This window comes from Microbacterium nymphoidis, from assembly GCF_021044885.1.
GTDB classification, from domain to species: domain Bacteria; phylum Actinomycetota; class Actinomycetes; order Actinomycetales; family Microbacteriaceae; genus Microbacterium; species Microbacterium nymphoidis.
This window is the reverse complement of record NZ_JAJNOD010000001.1, coordinates 467509-488745: the sequence shown is the minus strand read 5'-3', so window position 1 is coordinate 488745 and position 21237 is coordinate 467509. Positions and strand designations below refer to the sequence as shown.

The window sequence follows — 21237 nt, the reverse complement described above, 5'->3', positions numbered from 1 at the left end:
TTGGTGATAACGAATCTACCGGCGCGCTCGGGCGGCACCGGCCGTGTTCGCCCTCGGCAGACGTGCGTGGCACCTTCAGTCGCGCAACTGTGCCGCGTACGCGGTCACCGAGCGCTGATAGAGCTCCAGGTGGGGCGCGAGCGCCGTGAGGGCGACCGCCAGGGCGTCGTTCGGCTGACCGGCGGAGGCGAGCGCCAGCGCGTAGAACGCGGAGGCCTCATCATGAAGTGCACCCCCGCGGGTGAGGTCATGCTCGGCCGCCAGCAGAGCCAGCGCCTCGTCGACCTTCCCCAGATTGCGGATCGTGCTTGCGAGCTGGATCACGGCGCGCGTGCGGCGGCGGGGATCGAGCCCGGCTGCATGCGCCGCGCGGTAGAGGGGCTCCGCCTCCTGCTCCCGTCCGGCGCTGTCACGTGCCCCGGCACGCTCGAAGAGCGCGACCGGGTGATCCGCCCCCAGCTCCGACGCGAGCAGGTCGATCCGCTCGATCCGCTCCTCGTCCGAGAGCGAGCGGTCCTGCCACACGGCATCGATGCGCTCCTGCCACGCGGCGAATTCCGCCGAGTCGATCTCGATCATCTACTTCTCCTCCGGATACGACGAGGGGTGGATGACATCGTCATCCACCCCTCGGTCACGCGTGGTGATTACTCGGCGTCCTTCTTGGGCGCCGCCTTCTTGGCGGGAGCCTTCTTGGCGGGAGCCTTCTTCGCGGGCTTCTCCTCCGCTGCAGCCTCGTCGGCCGCGGCGGCCTTCTTGGCGGGAGCCTTCTTCGCGGGAGCCTTCTTGGCCGGCTTCTCCTCGGCGGGAGCCTCCTCGGCGGGGCTCTCCTCGGCGTCGTCCTCAATCGCGACGAAGTCGCTCAGATCGACAGCCTTGCCGTCGGTGTCGACGACCGTGACCTTGCCGAGCGCGACGGCGAGCGCCTTGTTGCGCGCGACCTCGCCCACCAGCGAGGGCAGCTGGTTGCCCTGCTGGAGGATCTCGACGAACTCCTGGGGCGCCATGCCGTACTGTGCGGCGGACTGCACCAGGTACTGGGTCAGCTCGTCCTGCGACACCTGGACCTTGGACTGCTCGGCGATGCGGTCGAGGATCACCTGCGTGCGGAACTGCTTCTCGCTCGCCTCGGTCACCTCAGCGCGGTGCTCGTCGTCCTCCAGACGCCCCTCCTGCTCCAGGTGCTGGTGCACCTGGTCCTCGACGAGGGCGGCGGGCACCGGGATGTCGGTGGCTTCGATGAGCGCCTCAACCAGCTTGTCGCGCGCGGCGGAACCCTGCGAGAAGGCACCCTGCGAAGCGACGCGCTCCTTCAGGCTCTCGCGCAGCTCGGCGATCGTGTCGAACTCGCTCGCGATCTGAGCGAAGTCGTCGTCGGCCTCAGGCAGCTCGCGCTCCTTGACCGCCTTGACGGTGAGGGAAACCTCCGCCTCGGAACCGGCGTGCTCGCCACCGATCAGCTTGGAGCGGAAGGTGGTGTCCTCGCCGGCAGTCAGCGATTCGACGGCCTCGTCGGTGCCCTCGAGCAGCTCGCCCGAGCCGACCTCGTAAGACACGCCTTCGGCACGGTCGATCTCGTTGCCGTCGATGGTGGCAACGAGGTCGAGCTCGACGAAGTCGCCGGACTTCGCGGGACGGTCCACCGTGACGAGCGTGCCGAAGCGGCTGCGCAGACGGTCCAGCTCCTCGGAGACGGCGTTCTCGTCGACCTCGACGGCGTCAACCGTCAGGGTGATGCCCGAAAGGTCCGGGAGCTCGAAGTCCGGGACGACGTCAACCTCGACGTCGACGATCAGGTCACCGGAGAAGTCCTTCTCCGCCGGCCACTCGATGATCTCCGCGGCCGGGCGACCGACGATGCGCACCTCGTGAGCGGTGACGGCCTCACGGTAGAAGCTGTCCAGGCCCTCGTTCACAGCGTGCTCGATGACGGCGCCACGGCCGATGCGCTGGTCGATGATCGGGGCGGGCACCTTGCCCTTGCGGAAGCCGGGGATCTGCACGTCCTGGGCGATGTGCTCGTAGGCGTGCTTGATCGAGGGCTGAAGCTCCTCGGGCGTGACCGTGATGTGCAGCTTCACCCGGGTCGGGCTGAGCTTCTCGACGGTGCTCTTCACCATGCTTGTGCGTCTCTTCCTTGTAGCGTTCCCGCACGCGTGGACGTGCGAGTTCTTCGTGCTGAGTCTTGAGGGGGCCGTTGGTCGGGGCGACAGGATTTGAACCTGCGACCTCCCGCTCCCAAAGCGGGCGCTCTACCAAGCTGAGCTACGCCCCGGGATTCCACGCCTGCGCGCGGGCACGAAACGGCCTCCAAAAGTCTAGCCGACGAGGTGGGTTCCGGTTCACACCCGGGTTACCGGGCGATTCTCGCCCCGACGCGCCCGGCCGTCGACGGTGTGCGAGAGCACGCACCAGATCAGGTAGAGTGGTCCCGCTGCTGCTGCAGTGCGGGGATGTAGCTCAATGGTAGAGCCCCAGTCTTCCAAACTGGTCACGCGGGTTCGATTCCCGTCATCCCCTCTTCGCCCCGGTTCGGCTCCACCCGAACCGGGGCGTTCTTCGTCTGAGAGCCGGATCCGTTTCGTTCAGGAATATGACGCCACGGCATCGCGCCCGCCGGCGCCGGCGCTAGCGTCGAGGCATGTCCGTTCTCGCTGACCTCGATCCCACCCGCCCGCTCGTCGTCGTGACGGGCGCCTCGTCAGGGATCGGCGCGGAGATCGCGGTCGACCTGGCACAGGACCGGACGGTCGTCGCGATCGGTCGCGACGACGCGCGGCTGGGCCAGGTGGCGGCACGCGCCGCCGCCGGGGCGATCATCCCGCTCGTTCTCGATCTGGGCGACCCGGCCGGCATCGAGGCGGCGCTGACCGCGCTCCCCCGCGTCGATGCGGTCGTGCACGGTGCGGCGCTCCTTCCCCACACGACCGCGGAGACTGCGACGGTCGACCTCTGGCGCGAGCTACTCGATGTGAACGTGGTGGCGCCGGCCGAGCTGACGCGCGTGCTGCTCCCGCGCCTCCGCGACACGCGCGGGAGCGTCGTGTTCATCGGATCCGGGGCGTCGCGGCGCGCTGCTGCCGGCCACGTCGTGTACGGCGCGACGAAGCATGCGCTCCAGGCCTACGCAGACGCCCTCCGGCAGGAGCTCGAGCCCGACGGCATCCGGGTCAGCACCGTCTCGCCCGGCCCGACCGCCACCGCCGGCGCACTGGCCGCAGAAGGCCTGACTCGCGACGAGGACGGCCGCCGCATCCTGCCCACGACGGTGGCTCGTTCGGTGCGCCACGTCATCGACGCGCCGGCCGACACGCAGATCACGGAGGTATGGGTGCGCCCCCGCGTGGAACTTCGCTGATCTGCGCCCGTCAGGGGCTACCGAAACCGGATCGAGACACGGACGTAACGCGTGCGGGCGACGGGTGCCGCTATGCTCAGGCAACAAATCTCCCGATGATCACGCAAGAGGTACACCATGAAGTTGCGTCAGTCCCTTCTCGCGATCGCCGTGCTCACCGCAGCCGGCTCGCTCGCACTCACCGGTTGCAGCACCGGTGGCACCCAGGCCGGTGGCGACGCCGGTTCGACGGCGTCGTCCGGCACGGATGCCGGCACCGGCAGCGGCCTGAAGACCGTCGTGGACGGCAAGCTCACCGTCTGCTCCGACATCCCCTATGAGCCCTTCGAATCCATGAAGGACGGGAAGGCGGTCGGCTTCGACATCGACATCACCGCGGCGATCGCCGAGGACCTGGGCCTCGAGCTCAACGTCGTCGACTCCTCGTTCGACGCGATCACGTCGGGTCTGTTCAAGACCGACTGCGACATCGCGGCGTCGTCGATCTCGATCACCGACGAGCGCAAGCAGAACGTCGACTTCTCGGACCCCTACTACGACGACGACCTGGTTCTCATCGCCAAGAAGGACTCGGGCATCACGTCCATCGAGACCGCGAAGGGCAAGGAGATCGGCGTGCAGACCGCGACGACCGGTGAGGCCTACGGCCAGGAGAACGGTCTGTCCACCATCGGATACGAGGACTCGGGCCTCCAGATCCAGTCGCTGAAGTCGGGTGCCACGGCGGGTTCGCTCGGCAACCAGTCGGTGCTCAAGTTCGCCATCAAGGGCGAGAGCGACTTCGAGGTGGTCGAGGAGATCAAGACCGGCGAGCAGCTCGGCATCGCGGTCCCCAAGGGCAACGCCGACATGCTGGCCGCGGTCAACAAGACGCTCGGCGAGCTGAAGAGCTCGGGCGACTTGGACAAGCTCGAAGCCGAGTGGTTCGGCAACTGACCGCGTGAACGGGCCGGTCCGCAACGACGCGGACCGGCCCTCTCTTCAGAAAGGCACAGCCGCATGGCTATGACAGCCCGTCAGCGGCGCACGGTGAGTCGCTGGATCCAGGTCCTCATCTTCGTCGTCGCGATCCTTCTCCTCGTCTTCCTGGTGAACTGGCCGCTGGTCGCGGACTCGTTCTTCCAGTTCGGCAAGACGCTGCCGATGTTCCCGGACATCATCCTCGTCGGCCTCCGCAACACCCTGCTGTACACGATCACCTCGTTCATCTTCGGCTTGGCGCTGGGCCTCGTGCTCGCGCTGATGAAGACAGCCAGCTTCCCGCCCTATCGGTGGGTGGCCACGATCTACATCGAGTTCTTCCGCGGCATCCCGGCTCTGCTGGTGCTGCTCGCTCTGGGCTACGGTCTGCCGCTGGCCTTCTCGGGGCTGAAATGGGACTTCTGGGTGACGGTCATGGTGGCGCTCGGGCTCGTCTCGGCCGCCTACATGGCCGAGACCCTGCGCGCCGGCCTGCAGGCGGTTCCCAAGGGACAGATGGAGGCGGCACGGTCGCTCGGCATGCCGCAGTGGCGGGCGATGATCTCGATCATCATCCCGCAGGCCTTCCGCATCGTGCTCCCGCCGCTGACGAACGAGCTCATCCTGCTGACGAAGGACACGTCTCTGGTGCAGGTGCTCGGCATGACGGCATTGGTCGTGGACCTCACCAAGATGGGACGCGACGGAATGCTCTCGCTCGGCGGCGGCATGACGCCGCTGCTCGTGGCCGGCCTGTTCTACCTGTGCATCACGATCCCGCTGACTTTCCTCGCCCGCTGGTTCGAGAAGCGGACCGCCCAGGTCTCCCGCCCGAAGCGTCAGAAGAAGGAGGTCGCGGCATGAGCGCTCCGATCACCGCCCCCATCGCCACCGCTGCCGGTGTGACCATCAAGGACCTCCGGAAGTCCTACGGCTCCAACGAGGTGCTCAAGGGCATCTCACTGGATGTCGCACCGGGACAGGTTGTCTGTCTCATCGGCCCGTCCGGCTCGGGGAAGTCGACACTGCTGCGCTGTGTGAACCTGCTCGAGACCCCCAACGCCGGTTTCATCGAGGTCGGCGGTTTCGTCGCCACCGATCCCGATGTGGACGTCGATGACATGCGCCGCCACGTCGGCATGGTGTTCCAGCAGTTCAACCTGTTCCCGCACCTGACCGTGCTGGAGAACTGCACGGTGGCCCAGCGGACGGTGCTCAAGCGCGACCGGGCCGAGGCCGAGCGGATCGCCCACGGGCACCTCACCTCGGTCGGACTGGCCGACCTCAGCCACCGCTATCCCGGCGAGCTCTCCGGGGGCCAGCAGCAGCGTGTGGCCATCGCGCGGGCGCTGTCGATGGACCCGGGCCTCATGCTGTTCGACGAGCCCACCTCCGCCCTCGACCCGGAGACGGTCGGTGATGTGCTCGCGATCATGCGCAAGCTCGCTCGCAAGGGCATGACGATGATCGTGGTGACCCACGAGATGGGATTCGCCCGCGAGGTCGCCGACCGTGTGGTTTTCATGGACGGCGGCGTCGTCGTGGAGGAGGGCCCCGCGGAGAACGTCATCGGCGCACCGCAGCACGAGCGCACGAAGAACTTCCTGCGACGTGTGCTCGATCCCACCAACGTCGATCTCGCCGACGAGGACTGACCAGCAGGCACCGTTGAGGGCGTCCGGCACGTGCCGGACGCCCTCCGTCTGCTCACCGGGCAGCGGCGTGCTCGGCGGACAGCTCCATGTACACGGCCGCGTTGCGCAGAAGCCCCGCGGTCTCGTCGGCGCTGAGTGTGCGCCGCACCTTCGCAGGAACCCCCGCTACGAGAGAGCCGGGTGGGATCACTTCACCGGCGAGCACCATCGCGCCGGCAGCGACGAGCGTGCCGGCACCGATGACCGCACCGCTGAGCACGACGGCACCCATGCCGATGAGGGAACCGTCCTCGATGGTGCAGCCGTGCACCACCGCGTTGTGGCCGATCGAGACGTCAGCGCCGATGTGGACCGGAGAGCCCTCGTCCACGTGGATCGAGACGTTGTCCTGCACGTTGCTCCGCGCGCCGATCCGGATCTCGGCGCGATCTGCGCGCACCACCGCGTTGTACCAGACACTGGCCTGCTCCTCGATCACGACGGCGCCGATGATGCGGGCTCCTCCGGCGACGAAGACGCTCTCGTCCAGCCGGGGCGTTCCGCTGGCGGTGCTGAGGATCTGTGCTGCTGCGCTGACGGTCATGGCCCTCACCCTAACGGGCGGTAAGCCGAGCCTCAGCTTGCTTGCGCGGGAATGTCAGATGAGTAGCGTTGGTTTCACACGACGAACCACATCGGAGGCAACCATGAGCAAGACCACCACCGTCACCGCCACTGCCAGCGACCCGACCGTCGCCGCTGCCGCAGCGCAGTTCCTCTCGCCCCTCGTGATCGGGCTGCAGGCTCTCACCCTGAACGGCAAGCAGGCTCACTGGCACGTCCGCGGCGCCAACTTCATCGGCGTGCACGAGCTTCTGGACACCGTCGTGGCCCACGCCGGAGACTGGGCGGACACGGCTGCGGAGCGCATCGTCGCCCTGGGCCTGCCGGTCGACGCCCGCGCGGCCACCGTGGCGACCAAGGCCGCCAACACCCAGGTGGGCGATGGTTTCGCCCAGTCCGACGAGATGATCGCGGCCATCGTCGCTGACATCGACGCGATCCTCGCTCAGACGCAGGAGGCCATCGACGGCCTGGACGAGATCGATCTCACCAGCCAGGACGTGGCCATCGAGATCCGTCGCGGTCTGGAGAAGGACCGCTGGTTCCTTACCGCGCACGTCGCACGCTGACCGCAATCACAACACGTCGAAGGGGCGGGCCCGGTCGGGCCCGCCCCTTCGACGTGTTCCTGCGGATCAGGACACGTGTGTGAAGCGGCCGCCCAGCATCGTGGCGCCCACCGTCATCGAGCGCAGGTGCTCCACCTCGGCCACGAACGGATCGGCGTCGCAGAACGCGATGTCGGCAAGAGCCCCCGGCAGCAACTCGGGCGCCGTCCGGGAACCGTGCTCGCTGGACGCGGCGAGAGCCGTCGTGGCATCGATCCCCTCCGCATCCTGCGGTCCCGGTTCGCCGGGCCGGGAGCGGCCCACCGCCGTCGCGATTGCGCCCCAGGGATCCAGCGGGGCCACCGGAGCGTCTGAGCCCAGCGTGAGGTTGGCACCGGCGTCGACCAGCGACCGCAGCGGGTAGGCCGCGGCACGCTGACCCGCCCACTCGTGCCGGGCGAGTTCGCGGTCATCGACCGCGTGCTGCGGCTGGACGCTGGCCGTGACCTCCAGACGGGCGAAGCGCGGCAGATCCGTGCGCGCGACGAGCTGGGCGTGTTCGAGGGAGCCATAGGCGCCGCTCAGCGCGAAAGCGTCCAGGGCTCGCGTGTTCGCCACGTCGCCGATCGCGTGCACGGCGACGGAGAAGCCCGCACCGGTCGCACGCAGGAGCAGATCGACGAGCTCGTCCGGCTGTACGGTGAGCTCACCATGGCCCCCGGAGGGATACGCCACGGAGCATGCCGCCGTACGCGTGCCCAGAGAGCCATCGGTGATCACCTTCAGCGACCCCACCTCGAGCAGGCCGGAATCATGCAGAGCCCCGCCGCTCGTCCACCCCTGCGCGATGGCCTTGTCCAGGTGCTGGGGATACACCCCGGCGCGCACGCGCCAGCTGTCGAATCCCGCCGCGCCGCGTCGCTGCCAGGCGCCGATGTTCCAGGCCATGTCGAAGTCGACGACGCCCACAATCCCCTGCGATGCCGCGCGCGCAGCCGCGGCCGCCACGGCGGCGTCGAGTTCGTCATCGCTGATGGCATCGAGCGACGCGTGCACACGGAAAGCCTCGGTTTCGCGCAGCATGCCGTCGTCCGGCACGGCGATCCCCTCGCGCCGCGCTGCCGCCGAATTCAGCAGCACGCAGTGCAGATCAGCGCCGATCACGTAGGTCGGAACGCTTCCGGTGGCCTCGTCGAACTCGGAGAGCGCGGGCCTGCGCCGCCACAGCCCGTCCCGCATCCCCACGCCGATTCGGATGCCGCGGTGATCCGGAGCCACCGCCGCCATGCGCGCGCCGACCTCCCGGGCACCGGTCGCGCTCGAGACGTCGACCCGACTCGAGAACAGCGCCCAGGGATTGACGTGCACGTGATGGTCCCAGAGTCCGGGAACGGCCCAGCGACCCTCCGCATCCCACACGGGGCCCGCTGCCCGCAGCGCCCCGGCCGGGGCGATGTCCGCGATCCGGTCGCCGTCGACGAGGATGTCGAGGGGCCCGCTCACGGGAAGGAACCGCGCGGTGGGACCGGGGATGTGCACGTTGCGGACGAGCGCCGGCCGAAGTGACACCTCGGCGCTCATTCGCCCTGCACGGCGGCACGCCGGGCAGCCTCGCTGCGCCGCATCTCCCGGGCCAGCTCCGCGTTGGCGTATGGTCCGTCGCCTTCCAGCCCGGTCAGGATCGTCTCCATGATCTCCGGAGAACGGTTCTGGCTCAGCTTGCGCTTGGCGGTCACGGAGGTCGGCGTCAGCCGGATGCCGACGGTGCCGCGCTCCAGCCGGCGGACGAACGCCTCGTCGTTGGGCACCTGCCACATCCCGCGCGGGTTCGGCTCCGCAGCTTCGAAATGCGTGACCAGACGGTCCAGCACCGCCAGGTTCTCCTCGGTGCTGAGGATCTCGGGAACACCGCGCAGGTGCACCGCCACGTAGTTCCAGGTGGGCACCGCCGGCACGTCGCCGTACCAGCGCGGAGTGATGTAGCCATGCGGGCCCTGGAACACCATGAGCAGTTCGCGATCCCCCAGCCCATGCAGAAGATCGTCGGGACGGCCGACGTGCGTCACGACGGTCAGATCGTCGCGCCCGTCCTCCAGCAGCACGGGGTAGTGCGAGGCGATCAGGCCGTCCGGGCCGTCGCTCATCAGGGTCGCCCAGGGATTGCGGGCGATCACGCGGCGTAGCTCGGCGACGTCCGTCAGCGCGAAGCTCGGGTTCTGTCTCATCGAGAGATCCTCTCGTGCGCTCAGGCCTGACAGGTGGGACACCAGTAGAGCTTGCGCCCCACCATGTCCTCCATCACGATGTTGGTCCCGCACGTCCGGCACGGCAGGCCCTCGCGGTGGTAGACCCAGTGTCGGTCGTCACGGCTGGCCATCGCTCGGCGGTAGGCCTCGGGATCCAGATCGTCCATGGTCATCATCTGACCGGTCTCGACGCCGATGTCCAGCAGCTGCACCCAGTCACGCCACAACGCCCGAAGGTTCTCCACGGGAACCGACTTTCCCGGCTTGTGCGGGTTGAGCCCGGCCCGGTACAGCAGTTCGGCACGATAGACGTTCCCGATTCCGCTCACCACCGCCTGATCCATCAGCAGCTGACCGATGGCGACGTTGCGGCGTCGAACTGCGGTGATGAAGCGCTCCTCCCCCTCGGAGGTGTCACCCACGAGCGGATCGGGTCCGAGCTTCGCGACCGTTGCGAGCATTTCATCCGGAGTCTGCAATTGGCACGCAGTGGGGCCGCGCAGATCTGCGCAGGTGAGGTCGGTGAGCAGCCGCAGACGCACCGCACCGACGGGCGGCGGCGGCCACTCGGTCAGCTCGGACGCGAGACCCTTGGTCTGCTCCGACATGCGGACGTTGACGCGCGCGCGACGGGGAGCACCGATCGAGTTGAGCGAGTTCTCCCCCGCGTCGTCATAGATCGCGGCGTCCTCGGCCGGCGCGGGGTCGAGGACCGTGCCTCGCTGGTTGGTCTGTCCCATCCGTCCGTTGGCCGACGCGATCGTGGGATCCACCAGGATCTCGCCGGCGAAGTCCCAGGCGCCGTAGAGGCCCAGGTGCACCCGCAGCCACAGGTCGCCTTCGAACTCGGTGAACATCTGCTTGCCGACCGCCTGCACGCCGATCATCTCGCGGCCGTTCAGCAGGGCCGCGCCTTCCGCGAAGCGCCCCTGCGGCGAGGATGCCGTGATGACACGACCCACGAAGTTGCGATCGAGCTGGCGTGCGATGCGATGGACGGAATGCCCCTCGGGCATCAGTGCCCCCGTGCGGCGCGGGGGTCGGGCAGCAGCGAGCCGTCCCGCTCGAAGTCCGCGATTTGAGCGATCCGGCGGATGTGGCGCTCCTCATTGCTGAAGGGCGTTGCGATGAAGGTATCGATGAGGAAGACGACCTCCTCGAACGTGTGCTGACGGGCACCGATCGAGATCACGTTGGCATCGTTGTGCTCACGGGCGAGCTTGGCCGTCGCCTCGTTCCACGCGAGCGCCGCGCGGATGCCGGCCACCTTGTTCGCGGCGATCTGCTCGCCATTGCCCGATCCTCCGAACACGATCCCCAGCGCCTCGACTCCCGAGCTCTGATCGGCCACGACCGCCTGGGCCGCGCGAATGCAGAAGGCGGGGTAGTCGTCGACGGCGTCGTACTCGATCGGGCCGTGATCGACGACGTCGTGACCTGCAGCGCGCAGGTGCTCCTGCAGGCGGGTGGAGAACTCGAGACCGGCGTGATCGGTGGCGATGTGGATGCGCATGGCTCAATCCTAGAGAGGCCGCGGGGCGTAGGCTGGTTTTCGTCTCCGCCCGCGCCACCGCGCCGGGCGCATCCGAGCGGCGGTCGCCGCAGAACCCCACAACACGGGAGAAACCCAGTGCCTGGAGAGAACCTCACACGCATCGAGGCGCAGGAGCGTCGCGCGATCGTCGACACGCAGACGTACGACATCGTCCTCGACCTCACCACCGGAGCGGAGGTGTTCCGTTCTCGTTCGACGGTGCGCTTCACCGCGACCGAAGGTGCCTCGACTTTCATCGACCTGATCGCCCGCACGGTGCACTCGATCACGCTGAACGGCCGCTCGATCGACCCGTCGACTGCGTTCGCGGACTCCCGCATCACCCTCGACGGCCTCGCCGCCGAGAACGAGCTCGTCATCGACGCCGACTGCCTGTACACCAACACCGGCGAGGGCCTACACCGTTTCGTCGACCCGGTCGACGGCGAGGTCTACCTCTACTCGCAGTTCGAGGTCCCCGACTCCCGCCGTGTGTTCGCCGTGTTCGAGCAGCCCGATCTGAAGGCGGAGTTCACCTTCACGATCACCGCGCCCGCCGCGTGGAAGGTCGTGTCCAACTCCCCCAGCCCGGAGCCCGTGCCCGCGGGAGACGGCATCGCCACGTGGAGCTTCGAGCCCACGCCGAAGATGTCCTCCTACATCACCGCGATCATCGCCGGACCCTACGAGTCGACACACTCCGAGCTGGTGAACGGCGACGGCCGCACCATCCCCCTTGGCATCTACGCCCGCAAGAGCCTGTGGGAGTACATGGACGCCGACTACATCTTCGAGAAGACCCGCGAAGGCTTCGCCTACTTCGGCGAGAAGTTCGACTACCCGTACCCGTTCGCGAAGTACGACCAGCTCTTCGTCCCTGAGTTCAACGCCGGGGCGATGGAGAACATCGGTGCCGTCACCTTCACCGAGGTGTACGTCTTCCGCAGCAAGCAGACCGACGCCGTCAAGGAGCGTCGCGTCGTCACGATCCTGCACGAGCTCGCGCACATGTGGTTCGGCGACCTGGTCACGATGAAGTGGTGGAACGACCTCTGGCTCAATGAGTCGTTCGCCGAGTGGGCCTCCACCATCGCCACCGCCGAGGCTACTGAGTGGAAGGAGGCGTGGACCACCTTCAACGCCATGGAGAAGACCTGGGCCTACCTCCAGGACCAGCTCCCCTCGACGCACCCGGTGGTCGCCGAGATCAACGACCTGGAGGACGTCCAGGTGAACTTCGACGGCATCACCTACGCCAAGGGCGGTTCGGTGCTCAAGCAGCTCGCCGCCTGGGTCGGCATCGAGCAGTTCTTCGCAGGCGTCGCCGCGTACTTCAAGAAGCACGCGTACTCCAACGCCGAGGTCGGCGACCTGCTTGTCGAGCTGGAGGCCACCAGCGGTCGCGATCTGTCCACCTGGGCGAAGAAGTGGCTCGAGACCGCGGGCGTCAACACTCTCGCCCCGGTCATCGACACGGACGTGGACGGCAAGATCACCCGATTCGCGATCACACAGACCGCGCCGGCGGATTACCCCACCATCCGCCCGCACCGCCTCGGTGTCGGCTTCTACGACGTCGTGGACGGCGAGCTGCGCCGCACCCACCACGTGGAGCTGGACGTGGACGGCGACCGCACGGATGTCGCCGAGCTGAAGGGCCTCGCGCAGCCCGATCTCGTGCTCCTCAACGACGAAGACCTCGCCTACGCGAAGATCCGTCTCGACGACCGTTCGCTGCGCACCGCGATCGAGCACCTCGGTGACATCGCCGATCCGCTCGCGCGCTCGCTGGTGTGGGGTGCCGCGTGGGATCAGACCCGCGACGCCGAGTCGAGCGCGACGGACTACATCGAGCTCGTGCTGGGCAACATCGGCCGTGAGACGGAGTCCACGACGGTGCGCACCACCCTCGCGCAGCTGCGTCTGGCCGCGAACTCCTATGTCGACCCCGCGACGCGCTCCGCCGCGCGCAGCCGCGTGGGCGAAGGCCTCTGGGAGCTGGCGCAGGCCGCCGAAGCCGGGAGCGACAGCCAGCTGCAGTTCGTCCAGGCGCTCGCCGCGAACGCCGCCACGCCCGAGCAGGTCGAGCGCGTGCGCGCCATCCGCGACGGCGAGATCGTCTTCGAGGGTCTGAGCATCGACACCGACCTGTCCTGGCAGCTGCTGGTCGCGCTCGCCGCCGCCGGCGCGGTGACGACCGCCGACATCGATGCCGCCCTTGCCGCCGACAACACCGCCAAGGGCGGCGAGTTCGCGGCACAGGCCAAGGCCGCGCTGCCTGGCGAGGAGGCGAAGCGCGCCGCGTGGAGTTCACTGATCGACAACGCCGATCTGCCGAACACCATCGTGCGCTCGGCAGCGCTGGGCTTCGTCAACCCGACCACCCGCGACGACCTCGCAGCCTTCGTACCGGCCTACTTCGAGATGCTGCTGCCGATCTGGGAGTCGCGCACGTACCAGATCGCGAACTACCTCATCACGGGCCTGTACCCGGCATCACTCGCCAACCGGGAGCTGCGTGACGCCACGCGCGCCTGGCTCGCGGAGAATGCCGACGCCCCCGCGGCCCTTCGCCGTCTCGTGAACGAGAACCTCGCCGTCGTCGAGCGCGCGCTCGCCGTGCAGGAGCGCGACGCCGAGTAACCTCCGCGAGAAGACCATCCGAGTCCGAGAAACCCTGCGTTGCGGGGTTTCTCGGACTCGTTTGGGTTTTTCGCAGGCGAGTCATCCTCTGGGATGACGCCGACGCGACGATCCCCTACCCGGGGCGGATTCGGGACGTACAGCCGGTTCATAGCCTGGGTTCATGATCGTCGCAGAGAACCTCACGAAGCGGTACGGCGCACGCACCGCGGTGTCCGACGCCTCCTTCGCCGTCCGTCCGGGCATGGTGACCGGCTTCCTCGGCCCCAACGGCGCCGGCAAGTCCACCACCATGCGCATGATCGTGGGTCTGGACCGCCCCACGTCGGGCCGCGCCACGGTGAACGGCCGCGCATACGCCACCTCGCCCTCGCCTCTCACCGAGGTCGGGACCCTGCTGGACGCCAAGGCCGTCCACACCGGCCGCTCGGCGCGCAATCACCTGCGCGCCATGGCCGCCACGCACGGCATCCCGGTGTCCCGCGTCGACGAGGTGCTGGAGATCACGGGCATCGCCAGCGTGGCCCGCAAGCGTGCCGGCGGCTTCTCCCTGGGCATGGGACAGCGCCTGGGCATCGCCAGCGCCATCCTCGGCGATCCCACCACCCTGATCCTCGACGAGCCCGTCAACGGTCTCGACCCCGAAGGCGTGCGCTGGGTGCGGGACTTCGTGCGCAGCTACGCGGCGGCCGGGCGTACAGTGCTCCTGTCCAGCCACCTCATGAGCGAGATGGCGCTGACCGCCGACCACCTCATCGTGCTCGGCCGGGGACGGGTGCTCGCGGATGCCTCCGTCGCTCAGCTCGTAGCGGCGTGGACGAAGGAGGACGTGGCGGTCGAGACTCCCCATGCCGACGCGCTGGCCTCTGCGCTCGCCAGCGACACCGTCACCGTCCAGCGCACCGGCGCGAACGCTCTGGCCGTCAGTGGCGCTCCCGCCGCCTGGATCGGGGACCGTGCGGCGGCCGCCGGCATCGCCATCCACCAGCTCACCACGCGCACCGGCTCGCTCGAAGAGGCATACATGGCCCTCACCGGCGATGCCGTCGAGTACAAGACCAAGGAGCTCGCATGACCATCACCGCCCCGCAGCAGGCACCGGCCGCTGCGCCCGCCGTTCCGTCTTCCGCGTTCCGTCTGAGCCTCGGACGAGTGATCCGCAGCGAGGGGATCAAGCTCGTCTCGCTGCGCTCCCCCTGGATCTCCGCGGCACTGACGATCGTCATCTCGCTCGGCATCACCACGCTCATGGCCATCTCGATGCGCAACTACCTGAGCGAGATGCCGGTCACAGGCGGCGGCAATGCGATGATCGCGCAGGCGGTCACCATGCCACTCGCCTTCACCGCTCTGCTGGTGACCATCACCGGTTCCATGCTCATCACCGGCGAGTACTCCACGGGCATGATCCGCTCCACCCTGACCGCAGCACCCGACCGCCTCCGCAGCCTGTTCGCCAAGGCGATCGTGCTCATCGGCTACACCGTCCTCGTCTCCCTGGTCACCAGCGTGCTGGGCGTCACTCTCGTGAGCGCGCTGTTCGCCGGAACGGACATCGCGCTGGACTTCGGCGATCTGGCCGGCGCCGTGCTGCCTTATGTGTACTCGGCCGTGTACCTGGTGGCCGCGGCGCTCCTCGGCCTCGGCTTCGGCTACCTGCTGCGCAGCGGAGCCGGAGCGATCGCCGTGGCGGTCGGCATTCTGTTCATCCTGCCCATCGTCCCGCAGGTGCTCGCGATGGCACCGGGCATGGAATGGGTCGCCGAGGCGGCGCGCTACCTGCCGAGCAATGCGGGCAACGCCCTCGTGCAGGGCAGCGGTGATGACGTCTGGCAGGGCGCTCTCACCCTCGCGGTCTGGGTCATCGCCGTGCTCGGTCTCGGTGCGATCGCGCTGAAGAACCGCGACGCCTGATCGACCCTGTCCGACGCGATCGGCCCCGCCACACGGCAGGGGCCGATCGCGTCCTCATGCTCCGCCGAGGTTCGGCTCGTAGGATCAGAGGGTGATGTTCCTCGCCGAGACGACCCCGCCGGACTGGGCGGACTGGATCCCCACCTGGGACAAGGTGCTGACGTTCCTCGGCGCGGCCGGGTGGAACATCGTGCGGGTCGTCGTGACGATCATCGTGTGCGCGGTGATCGGGTACCTGCTCAAGTTCGTCATCCGTCGCGTGGTCTCCCGCATCGTCAACGGCGCCAAGAGCAAGGCGAACGTCGACGACACCCAGGCTCTCGACCGGTCGCCGCTCGCGGCGGTGCGTCTCGTCCAGCGGACTCGTACGCTCGGCTCCATCCTGCAGAACATCGTCAACATCACCCTGGTGATCATCGCGATCGTGCTGACCGTGCAGATCCTCGCTCCGGACATCCTCGGCTCGCTCACCCTGCTCACCGCGGCCATCGGTGCCGGACTCGGTTTCGGCGCACAGAACATCGTCAAGGACGTGCTCAACGGCATCTTCATCGTCGTGGAGGATCAGGTGGGAATCGGCGATGTCGTCGACCTGGGGCTCGCGATCGGCATCGTCGAGTACGTCAGCGTGCGCGTCACCCACGTCCGAGACGTCAACGGCACCCTCTGGTACGTCCGAAACGGCGAGATCACCCGCATCGGCAACATGTCGCAGGGCTGGTCTCGCGTGATCGTGGACGTGTCCGTGCCCCGCGGGGCGGAGCTGGAGGCGGCGGAGGACGCGCTTCACGAGGCCGCGACCGCCCTCGCCAAGGAGCCGCGCTGGCGCTCTCGCATCGTCGGCAAGCCCGAGACCTGGGGTCTGGAGGCCGCCACCGCCGATTCTCTGATCATCCGCGTCGTGATGCGCACGCGTTCCGCATCGCGCGACGACGTCGCCCAGGAGCTCCGTGCTCGTCTCCTCGCCGCCGCCGACGGCGTGGAGCTCCCCGAGGCTGAGGACGGCGCGGCCCGTCCGGCGCTCGCCTCGGTGGTGCTCACCGGCAGCGAGGGAGCGTTCCGTGTCCGCGGCGCGAACCCACCGAAGACCAAACCCCAGCCGGTTCAGGCCACCGAGCCGAGCCGCCCGTCCTGGAAGCCGCGCAAGAGGCCCCAGAGCACCCCCGAGGAGAAGTCGTGACCGATGCACCCCTGAGCTTCTACGAGGAGATCGGCGGTCACGACACGTTCGCGAAGCTGGTCGACATCTTCTATGAGGGCGTGGCCCAGGACGACGTGCTCAAGCCGATGTACCCGGAGGAGGATCTCGGACCGGCAGCCGAGCGTCTGACGATGTTCCTCGAGCAGTACTGGGGCGGCCCCACCACCTATTCGGAGCGGCGGGGCCACCCGCGACTGCGCATGCGCCACGTGCCGTTCCACGTCAATCCCGATGCTCGCGATCGCTGGCTGAAGCACATGCGCACCGCCGTCGATGCCCTCGAACTCGCGCCCATTCACGAGGTCGCGCTCTGGGACTATCTGGAGCGCGCGGCCCACGCAATGGTCAACACCTTCGAACCCACCGGTGTCGGGCCCGCGTCCCAAGGGCGCCCCGATCTCGGCCTGACCCACTGACGGCGGAGGGCGCCGCGTCACGCGACGCCCTCCGTCACCTCATGCGGAGCGCACCACGTCCCGCGCCGCCACGAAGGCCGCGACGCAGCGATGGATCTCCTCCTCGGTGTGCGCCGCGGAGAGCTGTACCCGGATGCGCGCCTGCTCGCGCGGCACGACGGGGAAGCTGAACGCCGTCACGTAGACGCCCTGCCGCTGCAGTTCATCGGCCATGTCGGCGGTGAGCCGAGCATCCCCGAACATCACCGGGACGATGGCGTGCTCGCCGGGCAGCAGATCGAAACCCGCCGCGGTCATCAGTTCCCGGAAGAGAGCGGCATTGCGGCGCAGCGTCACGCGAAGGTCGTCCGACTCCGTGAGGAGTTCGAGTGTGCGCAGCGTTCCCGCCACGATCGAGGGGGCCAGGGTGTTGGAGAACAGGTACGGCCGCGCCCGCTGACGCAGCAGCGCGATGATCTCCGCGTGTCCGCTCACGTATCCCCCGGACGCACCGCCGAGCGCCTTGCCGAACGTGCCGGTGGTGATGTCCACACGACCCTCGACACCGCACAGCTCCGGCGTGCCGCGGCCCTTGTCCCCGACGAAGCCGACAGCGTGGGAGTCGTCCACGAAGACGAGAGCGTCGTACCGCTCCGCCAGATCGCAGATCTCCTGCAGCGGGGCGATGTAGCCGTCCATGGAGAACACGCCGTCGGTGACGATCACGCGGCGCCGCGCACCCGCGGTCTCCTGCAGCTTCGCCTCCAGATCGGCCATGTCGCGGTTGCGGTAACGCAGGCGCGCGGCCTTGGAGAGGCGGATGCCGTCAATGATCGAGGCGTGATTCAGCTCATCGGAGATGATGGCGTCCTCAGCGCCGAACAGCACCTCGAACACTCCGCCGTTCGCGTCGAAGCAGGAGGAAAACAGGATCGTATCGTCGTACCCGAGGAAGTCCGACAGCGCGCGCTCCAGCTGCAGATGCTGCTCCTGCGTGCCACAGATGAATCGCACGCTCGCCAGGCCGTATCCCCATTCGTCGAGCCCCGCCTTGGCAGCGGCCACGATCCGCGGGTCATCGGCGAGACCCAGATAATTGTTCGCGCAGAAGTTCAGTACCTCCGAACCTCCGACCTCCACCAGGGCACCCTGCGGTCCGCGGATGCCGCGCTCCCGCTTTGTGAGTCCGGCCTGCTCGATGCCGTCCAGCTCCTGCTGGAGCTGCTCTCGCATGGTCGTGTACATGTCAGATCTCCGTCCAATCGATGATGACCTTGCCGACGCCGCCCGAGGCCGCCACGTCGAACGCCTCACGCCAGCGTGAGGCCGGATAGCGGTCCGAGATGATCGACGAGAGCCGTTCGCGCAGCTGAGGACTCGACTGCAGCATCGCACTCATCGAGTTCCACGTCTCGAACATCTCCCGGCCGTAGATGCCCGAGAGGGTCAGCATGTGGGTGACGACCTTGCTCCAGTCGATCGGGAACGGCTCAGCCGGCAAGCCCAGCATGGCGATCCGCCCGCCGTGGTTCATGTTCTCGATCATCTCGCCGAGCGCCGCAGGCGATCCCGACATCTCGAAGCCGACGTCGAAGCCCTCCTTCATCCCGAGCGTGTGCTGCACGTCGGCGACCCGCTCGTGGGACACGTCCACGGCGGCATCCGCGCCCATGCGCAGCGCCATCTCCAGACGCGGCTGCGAGATGTCCGTGGCCACGACGAAGCGTGCGCCCACATGGCGGGCGACGGCGATCGCCATGAGGCCGATCGGGCCGCAGCCGGTGACGAGCACATCCTCACCCACGACGCCGAACTTCAGCGCGGTGTGGACGGCGTTGCCGAACGGATCGAAGATCGCGGCGACATCCGGATCGGTGCCGGGCTGGTGGACCCAGACGTTCTTCCCGGGGATGACGACGTACTCCGCGAAGGCGCCATCACGGTTGACGCCCACCCCCTTCGTCCGGATGCACATGTGGGCCCGTCCGGCACGGCAGTTCCGGCACATCCCGCATACGACGTGGCCTTCACCCGAGACCAGATCACCCACGGCGACATCGTGGACGAGGGAGCCGACCTCCACCACCTCGCCGCTGAACTCGTGGCCCGGGATGATCGGCGGCCGCAGCGTGCTCGCCGCCCAGTCATCCCACTTCTCGATGTGGAGATCCGTGCCGCAGATGCCGGTGCGCAGCACCCGGATCTTCACATCCGATGCTCCGGTCACCGGTTCCGGCACATCGGTTAGCGCCAGCCCCGGTCCGGGTTCGTTCTTGATGAGCGCCTTCATCGCCGCATCCATCTCCCATGTCTCGTGAACAGTCCGTCGTGCGCACGGGCGCGAGCGCGTGGTGGGCGCATACGACGAGAGGAACGAGGTCGATCGTATCGCGCGGGCCTGTTCCACTGAGTGCCCCACACCCGATAGCGTCAGGGGAAAGCCGCGGCCGAAGGAGAATCTGTGAGCGTTCACCGCACTGACGTCCTGATCATCGGCTGGGGTCTTGCCGGCCTCGTCGCCGCTCGGGAGGCCGCTCGTGCCGGCAAGCGCGTCACGATCGTCGATCAGGAACCACGAACCAACCTGGGCGGTCAGGCATGGTGGTCCTTCGGCGGGCTCTTCTTCATCGACTCCCCGGAACAGCGACGCATGGGGGTCCACGACAGCCTGGAGCTGGCACGGCAGGACTGGTTCGCCACCGCCGGATTCGACCGCCCGGAGGATCATTGGCCACGTGCCTGGGCCGAGGCGTACCTGCAGTTCGCCGCGGGCGAGAAACGCTCCTGGCTGCGTTCCCTGGGCGTAGGGTTCTTCCCCATCGTCGGGTGGGCGGAGCGGGGCGGCTACACGGCACTCGGGCCGGGAAACTCGGTACCCCGATTCCACATCACCTGGGGCACCGGACCCGGCATCGTCCAGCCGTTCACGGACTACGTGGACGAGGCCGAGATCGGGGGCTCCGTGACCGTCCTGCCCCGCCACCGGGTGACGACCCTGGCCGTGACCGACGGTGCCGTCACGGGAGCGTCGGGGGACATCCTCTCCCCCAGTGGCGCCGCGCGCGGAATCGCGACATCCCGCGAAGTGGTCGGCGCGTTCGACATCGTGGCCGATGCCGTCGTGATCGCCTCCGGTGGCATCGGAGGAAACCACGACCTCGTGCGTGCCGCCTGGCCGCAGCGCCTCGGAACTCCGCCGGTCGAAATGCTCACCGGAGTGCCCGCGTATGTGGACGGGTCGATGCAGGCCGTCGGTGCCGCGGCCGGCGGGAACCTCATCAACGGCGATCGGATGTGGCACTACGTCGAGGGAATCCGCAACTGGGATCCGGTCTGGCCCGGGCACGGCATCAGAATTCTCCCCGGGCCGTCCTCGCTTTGGCTGGATGCCACGGGACACCGCCTGCCGGTTCCGTTGTTTCCCGGTTTCGACACACTGGGCACTCTCGAGCACCTGCGGCGCACCGGCCACGATCACTCCTGGTTCATCCTGACCCAGAAGATCGTGGAGAAGGAGTTCGCGCTCTCCGGCAGCGAGCAGAACCCCGACCTCACGGGAAAGGACCTCAGACTTCTGGCCACCACGCGCCTCTCCGGCGGCGCGCCGGGTCCCGTGCAGGCGTTCCTGGACCGCGGCGAGGACTTCGTCGTGGAGTCCTCCCTCGACCGGCTGATCGATCGCATGCAGGAGCTTCCCGGAGGCGAGGCGCTCGAGCGCGACCAGGTGGTGCGCGAGGTAGAGGCTCGCGATCGCGAGATGGCGAACGACTTCACGAAGGACGCGCAGATCGCGATGCTCCGCTCCGCACGCGCATACCGCGGCGACCGGCTCATACGCACGGCAGCGCCGCACCGTCTGACGGATCCGGCCTCGGGACCGTTGATCGCCGTCAAGCTCCACGTGCTGACCCGGAAGTCGCTCGGCGGCTTCGAAACCGATCTCGACGGGCGTGTACTGGACGGCGCCGGTGAGCCGATCCGCGGTCTGTTCGCGGCGGGCGAGGCGAGCGGCTTCGGCGGGGGCGGCGTGCACGGCTATCGGGCTCTGGAGGGCACGTTCGTCGGCGGTTGCCTGTTCTCGGGGCGCCAGGTTGGGCGCGCGCTCGCCCAGCACTAGCGCCAGGCCGGAGAGATCCGCGGTCCGCTCCCCGATCTCCGCCATCGTCGTGTTGCCGCCACC

The 21237-nt window shown here is 68.2% G+C and carries 19 protein-coding genes, 2 tRNA genes and 1 pseudogene; 12 read left to right on the top strand and 10 right to left on the bottom strand.

Translation table 11 applies throughout. From position 1 onward, the window contains the following. Window positions 1-75: 75 nt before the first annotated feature. The 3 genes from LQ566_RS02370 to LQ566_RS02360 form a co-directional block, all read right to left on the bottom strand. Window positions 76-579 carry a tetratricopeptide repeat protein gene (locus LQ566_RS02370; protein ID WP_231089953.1) on the bottom strand — a complete coding sequence of 168 codons (504 nt, stop codon included), beginning with the start codon at window positions 577-579 and terminating at the stop codon, window positions 76-78. A 68-nt stretch (window positions 580-647) separates the two neighbouring features. Further along, window positions 648-2120: a trigger factor gene (tig, locus tag LQ566_RS02365; protein ID WP_231089952.1), complete on the bottom strand. Its 1473-nt coding sequence runs from the start codon at window positions 2118-2120 to the stop codon at window positions 648-650. A 78-nt stretch (window positions 2121-2198) separates the two neighbouring features. Continuing rightward, window positions 2199-2275: transfer RNA gene (locus LQ566_RS02360), tRNA-Pro, on the bottom strand. 174 nt (window positions 2276-2449) lie between these two features. Here LQ566_RS02360 and LQ566_RS02355 point away from each other — a divergent pair. The 5 genes from LQ566_RS02355 to LQ566_RS02335 all read left to right on the top strand — a co-directional run bounded on the left by LQ566_RS02355 (window position 2450) and on the right by LQ566_RS02335 (window position 5973). After that, window positions 2450-2520: transfer RNA gene (locus LQ566_RS02355), tRNA-Gly, on the top strand. A 121-nt stretch (window positions 2521-2641) separates the two neighbouring features. Beyond that, window positions 2642-3358, top strand: coding sequence for an SDR family NAD(P)-dependent oxidoreductase (locus tag LQ566_RS02350; RefSeq protein ID WP_231089951.1), 717 nt, complete (start codon window positions 2642-2644; stop codon window positions 3356-3358). 117 nt (window positions 3359-3475) lie between these two features. Further along, window positions 3476-4294 (top strand): ABC transporter substrate-binding protein, encoded by an 819-nt coding sequence (locus LQ566_RS02345; protein ID WP_231089950.1) that lies wholly within the window; start codon window positions 3476-3478, stop codon window positions 4292-4294. A 63-nt stretch (window positions 4295-4357) separates the two neighbouring features. Next, on the top strand, window positions 4358-5182 hold the full coding sequence (locus LQ566_RS02340; protein WP_231089949.1) for an amino acid ABC transporter permease: 825 nt from the start codon (window positions 4358-4360) through the stop codon (window positions 5180-5182). Further along, window positions 5179-5973: an amino acid ABC transporter ATP-binding protein gene (locus tag LQ566_RS02335; protein WP_231089948.1), complete on the top strand. Its 795-nt coding sequence runs from the start codon at window positions 5179-5181 to the stop codon at window positions 5971-5973. Before LQ566_RS02340 ends, LQ566_RS02335 begins: the two co-directional genes overlap by 4 nt. Window positions 5974-6025: 52 nt before the next feature. Here the strand turns inward: LQ566_RS02335 and LQ566_RS02330 are convergent, their stop codons facing one another. Beyond that, on the bottom strand, window positions 6026-6556 hold the full coding sequence (locus LQ566_RS02330) for a gamma carbonic anhydrase family protein (RefSeq protein WP_231089947.1): 531 nt from the start codon (window positions 6554-6556) through the stop codon (window positions 6026-6028). Between the two features lie 103 nt (window positions 6557-6659). Between LQ566_RS02330 and LQ566_RS02325 the strand changes: the two genes are divergently transcribed. After that, window positions 6660-7145: a Dps family protein gene (locus LQ566_RS02325; protein WP_231089946.1), complete on the top strand. Its 486-nt coding sequence runs from the start codon at window positions 6660-6662 to the stop codon at window positions 7143-7145. Window positions 7146-7211: 66 nt separating this feature from the next. Here LQ566_RS02325 and LQ566_RS02320 read toward each other — a convergent pair whose 3' ends face one another. From LQ566_RS02320 to LQ566_RS02305, 4 genes are read right to left on the bottom strand one after another with little or no spacing between them, the layout of a single operon-like run. Continuing rightward, the gene (locus LQ566_RS02320) at window positions 7212-8693 is read right to left on the bottom strand and encodes an amidohydrolase (protein WP_231089945.1); all 1482 of its coding nucleotides are present in this window, start codon (window positions 8691-8693) and stop codon (window positions 7212-7214) included. 8 nt (window positions 8694-8701) lie between these two features. Further along, window positions 8702-9349, bottom strand: a complete 648-nt coding sequence (locus tag LQ566_RS02315; protein WP_231089944.1) for an FMN-binding negative transcriptional regulator — start codon at window positions 9347-9349, stop codon at window positions 8702-8704. Window positions 9350-9369: 20 nt separating this feature from the next. After that, entirely contained in the window at window positions 9370-10386 is a 1017-nt protein-coding gene (locus LQ566_RS02310; protein ID WP_231089943.1) for an Fpg/Nei family DNA glycosylase, read from the bottom strand. Beyond that, a complete protein-coding gene (locus LQ566_RS02305; RefSeq protein ID WP_231089942.1) occupies window positions 10386-10883 on the bottom strand; it encodes a ribose-5-phosphate isomerase in 498 nt (165 codons plus the stop codon). Before LQ566_RS02305 ends, LQ566_RS02310 begins: the two co-directional genes overlap by 1 nt. Before the next feature lie 117 nt (window positions 10884-11000). Here LQ566_RS02305 and pepN point away from each other — a divergent pair, with 117 nt between their 5' ends. The 5 genes from pepN (at window position 11001) to LQ566_RS02280 (ending at window position 17078) form a co-directional block, all read left to right on the top strand. After that, window positions 11001-13547, top strand: coding sequence for an aminopeptidase N (pepN, locus tag LQ566_RS02300; protein WP_231089941.1), 2547 nt, complete (start codon window positions 11001-11003; stop codon window positions 13545-13547). Window positions 13548-13710: 163 nt separating this feature from the next. Beyond that, entirely contained in the window at window positions 13711-14622 is a 912-nt protein-coding gene (locus LQ566_RS02295) for an ABC transporter ATP-binding protein (RefSeq protein WP_231089940.1), read from the top strand. Beyond that, window positions 14619-15461 carry an ABC transporter permease gene (locus LQ566_RS02290; RefSeq protein ID WP_231089939.1) on the top strand — a complete coding sequence of 281 codons (843 nt, stop codon included), beginning with the start codon at window positions 14619-14621 and terminating at the stop codon, window positions 15459-15461. Before LQ566_RS02295 ends, LQ566_RS02290 begins: the two co-directional genes overlap by 4 nt. Before the next feature lie 94 nt (window positions 15462-15555). Next, window positions 15556-16641 carry a mechanosensitive ion channel family protein gene (locus tag LQ566_RS02285; protein WP_231091356.1) on the top strand — a complete coding sequence of 362 codons (1086 nt, stop codon included), beginning with the start codon at window positions 15556-15558 and terminating at the stop codon, window positions 16639-16641. Further along, window positions 16638-17078, top strand: a complete 441-nt coding sequence (locus LQ566_RS02280) for a globin (protein WP_231089938.1) — start codon at window positions 16638-16640, stop codon at window positions 17076-17078. Before LQ566_RS02285 ends, LQ566_RS02280 begins: the two co-directional genes overlap by 4 nt. A gap of 39 nt (window positions 17079-17117) precedes the next feature. Here the strand turns inward: LQ566_RS02280 and LQ566_RS02275 are convergent, their stop codons facing one another. Both LQ566_RS02275 and tdh read right to left on the bottom strand, forming a co-directional pair. Then, window positions 17118-18302 (bottom strand): glycine C-acetyltransferase, encoded by a 1185-nt coding sequence (locus tag LQ566_RS02275; RefSeq protein WP_231089937.1) that lies wholly within the window; start codon window positions 18300-18302, stop codon window positions 17118-17120. A gap of 1 nt (window position 18303) precedes the next feature. Next, entirely contained in the window at window positions 18304-19347 is a 1044-nt protein-coding gene (gene tdh / locus LQ566_RS02270; protein WP_231089936.1) for an L-threonine 3-dehydrogenase, read from the bottom strand. 156 nt (window positions 19348-19503) lie between these two features. Here tdh and LQ566_RS02265 point away from each other — a divergent pair. Continuing rightward, a pseudogene (locus LQ566_RS02265) lies at window positions 19504-21174 on the top strand (FAD-binding dehydrogenase); the annotation flags it as partial. Window positions 21175-21237 lie beyond the last annotated feature (63 nt).

Bases quoted from the DNA above. Each gene is read 5' to 3' on its own strand.
- LQ566_RS02370 (WP_231089953.1), bottom strand. From the start codon at position 579: ATGATCGAGATCGACTCGGCGGAATTCGCCGCGTGGCAGGAGCGCATC.
- tig (WP_231089952.1), bottom strand. From the start codon at position 2,120: ATGGTGAAGAGCACCGTCGAGAAGCTCAGCCCGACCCGGGTGAAGCTG.
- LQ566_RS02350 (WP_231089951.1), top strand. From the start codon at position 2,642: ATGTCCGTTCTCGCTGACCTCGATCCCACCCGCCCGCTCGTCGTCGTG.
- LQ566_RS02345 (WP_231089950.1), top strand. From the start codon at position 3,476: ATGAAGTTGCGTCAGTCCCTTCTCGCGATCGCCGTGCTCACCGCAGCC.
- LQ566_RS02340 (WP_231089949.1), top strand. From the start codon at position 4,358: ATGGCTATGACAGCCCGTCAGCGGCGCACGGTGAGTCGCTGGATCCAG.
- LQ566_RS02335 (WP_231089948.1), top strand. From the start codon at position 5,179: ATGAGCGCTCCGATCACCGCCCCCATCGCCACCGCTGCCGGTGTGACC.
- LQ566_RS02330 (WP_231089947.1), bottom strand. From the start codon at position 6,556: ATGACCGTCAGCGCAGCAGCACAGATCCTCAGCACCGCCAGCGGAACG.
- LQ566_RS02325 (WP_231089946.1), top strand. From the start codon at position 6,660: ATGAGCAAGACCACCACCGTCACCGCCACTGCCAGCGACCCGACCGTC.
- LQ566_RS02315 (WP_231089944.1), bottom strand. From the start codon at position 9,349: ATGAGACAGAACCCGAGCTTCGCGCTGACGGACGTCGCCGAGCTACGC.
- LQ566_RS02310 (WP_231089943.1), bottom strand. From the start codon at position 10,386: ATGCCCGAGGGGCATTCCGTCCATCGCATCGCACGCCAGCTCGATCGC.
- LQ566_RS02305 (WP_231089942.1), bottom strand. From the start codon at position 10,883: ATGCGCATCCACATCGCCACCGATCACGCCGGTCTCGAGTTCTCCACC.
- LQ566_RS02295 (WP_231089940.1), top strand. From the start codon at position 13,711: ATGATCGTCGCAGAGAACCTCACGAAGCGGTACGGCGCACGCACCGCG.
- LQ566_RS02290 (WP_231089939.1), top strand. From the start codon at position 14,619: ATGACCATCACCGCCCCGCAGCAGGCACCGGCCGCTGCGCCCGCCGTT.
- LQ566_RS02285 (WP_231091356.1), top strand. From the start codon at position 15,556: ATGTTCCTCGCCGAGACGACCCCGCCGGACTGGGCGGACTGGATCCCC.
- LQ566_RS02275 (WP_231089937.1), bottom strand. From the start codon at position 18,302: ATGTACACGACCATGCGAGAGCAGCTCCAGCAGGAGCTGGACGGCATC.
- tdh (WP_231089936.1), bottom strand. From the start codon at position 19,347: ATGAAGGCGCTCATCAAGAACGAACCCGGACCGGGGCTGGCGCTAACC.